At 34.2% G+C, this 3440-nt stretch carries 4 protein-coding genes; 3 read left to right on the forward strand and 1 reads right to left on the reverse strand.

Annotated features, from left to right (window positions below; genetic code table 11):
* Both RMR19_RS21775 and manA read left to right on the forward strand, forming a co-directional pair.
* The coding region (locus RMR19_RS21775; protein ID WP_310605617.1) for an ROK family protein at positions 1–401 on the forward strand (401 nt) is incomplete at its 5' end.
* 178 nt (positions 402–579) lie between these two features.
* Positions 580–1530, forward strand: a complete 951-nt coding sequence (gene manA / locus RMR19_RS21780) for a mannose-6-phosphate isomerase, class I (protein WP_310605618.1) — start codon at positions 580–582, stop codon at positions 1528–1530.
* A 104-nt stretch (positions 1531–1634) separates the two neighbouring features.
* Here the strand turns inward: manA and RMR19_RS21785 are convergent, their stop codons facing one another.
* A complete protein-coding gene (locus RMR19_RS21785; protein WP_310605619.1) occupies positions 1635–2819 on the reverse strand; it encodes a hypothetical protein in 1185 nt (394 codons plus the stop codon).
* Positions 2820–3079: 260 nt separating this feature from the next.
* Between RMR19_RS21785 and RMR19_RS21790 the strand changes: the two genes are divergently transcribed.
* The coding region (locus tag RMR19_RS21790) for an AlbA family DNA-binding domain-containing protein (protein ID WP_310605620.1) at positions 3080–3440 on the forward strand (361 nt) is incomplete at its 3' end.

Genomic DNA, 3440 nt, shown 5'->3' on the forward strand with positions numbered 1-3440 from the left:
GAGCGAAGCACCCACAAGATACGTTCAAAGGTTGTTGCCCATATCATGAAAATTGTATGGAAGGGCTTGCTGCTGGACCAGCAATTGAAGGCAGATATGGCAAGAAGGGACATGAATTAGTTGAGAATAAAGAGGTATGGGAACTGGAAGGCTTCTATATCGCGCAAGCCTTGGTAAATTATATTCTTACGTTATCTCCACAAAGAATCATACTTGGAGGTGGTGTTATGCACCAAGAACAAGTGATGCCGATTATTCACAGAGAAGTAATCCGCTTATTAAATGGATATCTTGATACACCAGAGTTACGTGACATAGAGAATTATATTGTATTTCCTAAGTTAAATGATAATCAAGGGATTATGGGATGTATTAAGTTGGCACTTGATAAGATGAATTGATGTACTTGTGTATTAAATTTTTGAGCAAAACTTTGATATATTTTCAACGCGTATTCGCTGAGACACAAGTACAGGTAAATTGTAGTATAAATAAAGATTGTCAAGTATTCATTTATATTTAGTAATGTTTGGAGAGTTTGATTTTAAAAGTAAAATAAAAAGGGAGTTAATAAATAATATGAACAAAAATACAGAACAGATAATTTTCTTAGAACCAGTTATGAAGGAAGTTTTATGGGGAGGTACACGATTACGTGATGATTTCAACTATGAAATTCCGAGCGATCATACGGGTGAGTGTTGGGCGGTAAGTGCGCATGACAATGGTGATTGCGTGGTTGCTTCTGGTGCATATAAAGGACAAACATTATCGTCATTGTGGAAGAATCATAGAGAGCTTTTTGGCAATCAAGAGGGGGAGAGCTTTCCACTATTAATTAAAATCATTGATGCAAAACAAGATTTAAGCATTCAAGTACATCCCGATGATAGTTATGCGAAAGAGAACGAAAATGGTTCTTTAGGCAAGACAGAATGTTGGTATATATTAGATTGTGATGCCGATGCATCGATTGTTGTTGGACATAATGCAAATGATAACGAAGAAGTGAAGGAAATGATTCTTAACGGACGTTGGGATGAATTCATTCGTACGATTCCTATTAAGAAGGGGGACTTTTTCCAAATCAATCCTGGAACAGTTCATGCAATTAAAGGTGGAACAGTAATCTTAGAAACACAACAAAACAGTGATATTACATACCGTGTGTATGATTATAACCGTTTGACAGATGGTAAACCAAGAGAATTGCACATTGAAAAGAGTATTGCTGTTATTGAAGCTCCTTTTGACGTGGACTCTGCTTCTGTAAAATGTGAATTAGTAAAAGGTGATGCAATGGATCAAGAAAAACTAGTTTCTTGTTCCTACTACACGGTGAATAAGCAAGATGTTCATGGTTCAGTTACATTGAAGCAGGATAACAAGTTCAGAATCTATAGTGTAATCGATGGTGAAGGAACTGTTGATGGCGTTGCTATCAAGAAAGGAACGCATTTTATTCTTCCATTTGGATATGGAGAGTATTGCTTAGAAGGAAATATGTCGTTGATTTCTAGTGAGCAGTAGAGTGGATCGTAGTATTATTATATATACTATGAAGTGATATGAGATAATAACAGAGCGCAAAGAACTGTGATGAATGCAGTTCTTTGCGCTCTGTTAGGTTAAGATTAATCATCTATACCCTTAGGTATGCGACCAGAATATCTACAAAAGAATACTTCTTGATAATCCGTTCCGTCAAAGTATTGGACAGAGCCAATTTTGGGAACTTGTCCGTTTAAGTCGTCACGATTAAGAAAATTATAGATATAACCATCACTAAAAATTTTTTTACTATTACTCCGTTCTAGAGGGTTGTGGAAAACATATCCTTCGTCATCCTCAGAATCAGAATCCATTAGAATGTTATGGTTAGATCCAACGATGCCCTCCTTATTGTAGTATAAGACATTGATATAATCATCAATATGAATGGGAGTAGCAGTACTTCCAGAAATAAAAGCGATTGTCCCTTCTATCATCCAACCAGCCCTAACTCTAATCAGGCCGATAGTAAATTCTAAGACAATTTCAGATTCTTTACCATAGCCCGGAGCCTGACATGTAACTTGAATGGATTCATTTAACCCATCATAAGGATTGGTAATTGATCCTTTATCAGTGTATATACGGTTAGCTGTAGAAGAAGATGTCGTGGTGAATATTGGCTTGATTTTGCTATTATTATGAATGGTATTATTCTTATAACCAGTGTATTTACCAAAAAACACTTCTTTATATTCATTTCCATCAAAATAACTAATGCACCCCAATTCAGGAGCCTCTATTTCAAATGGTCTATATCTAATATGACTATATATATAGCCATCAAGTAAGCTATTTGAGGTGGTGGAGCCTTCTTCATTTTTAGCAAATACAAATTCCTTATTGTTGCTTGAATCACTGTCAAATAAGGTGTTGCGACCATATCCAATAATCCCCTCTTTGCTATAATATAACACCGTAACATAATCGTTAATATGAATAGGAATAGAATCATTTCCAGAAATAAAAGAAACATCACCTTGTATCATCCAACCATTTTTTTCTTTGCATAAATAGGTATTCGAAAATTCTAAAACAATTTCAGATTCTTTTCCATAGTGTGGGGCTTGGCAAGTAATTTGAAATGTTTCATTTTCTCCGTCATATGGATTTGTAAAGGAACCTTTTTCATTGCTTATATCATCACTTAAATCATTACTTGTAGTGGACGATTTAAGTGTTAATGATGATTCAATTTTACTATCTTTACTATTGCAAGCAGTAAAAGATAGCACACAAAGTAGTGTTAGTATAAGAGATTTTTTCATAATGAATCCTTTCTAAGTTTAAGGCTCTATCTAATTAGTTGTTATGATTATATAGCATAGATACCCATAAATCAATAAAAATAGAAGAAAATACTCTGTTTTTTGGAGTTTTATAGAGAAGATGAGTCTAATATGTAAATTACAAATGCTAATGGAGAAATTTAAAATATATCTACTTGGACAATATCGATGTTGTAAGAATGTTGAAGATATAGTAAAATCTAATCTAGATAGAAATGAAATTGAAAGGAAGTGATAACATGCTAATGGAAGAAATTCTTGCTGGTGAATCAAAAACAGTAGAGTTTAAAGAATCTTTGCCAGAAAAAAGTATTAAGTATATGAAAACCGTAGTTGCTTTTGCGAATGGAAATGGTGGAAGATTACTATTCGGCGTAAAGGATGATACTTATAAAGTGACTGGAATAAGTAATGAAACCGTATTCAAGACGATGGATGCTATTATAAATGCTATTTCGGATAGTTGTGAGCCTCTGATTGTTCCGGATATTTCGTTGCAAGAAATAGAAGGGAAGACAATTATTATTGTAGATATTCTTCCGGGAACACAGCGTCCTTATTATATTCAATCAATGGGAATTCACAATGGTACGTTTATTC

The sequence above is a fragment of the Anaerosporobacter sp. genome, from assembly GCF_031551385.1.
GTDB lineage: Bacteria > Bacillota > Clostridia > Lachnospirales > Lachnospiraceae > Anaerosporobacter.

Coding starts and splice junctions, on each gene's coding strand:
- RMR19_RS21785 (WP_310605619.1), bottom strand. CDS start 2,819: ATGAAAAAATCTCTTATACTAACACTACTTTGTGTGCTATCTTTTACT.
- manA (WP_310605618.1), top strand. CDS start 580: ATGAACAAAAATACAGAACAGATAATTTTCTTAGAACCAGTTATGAAG.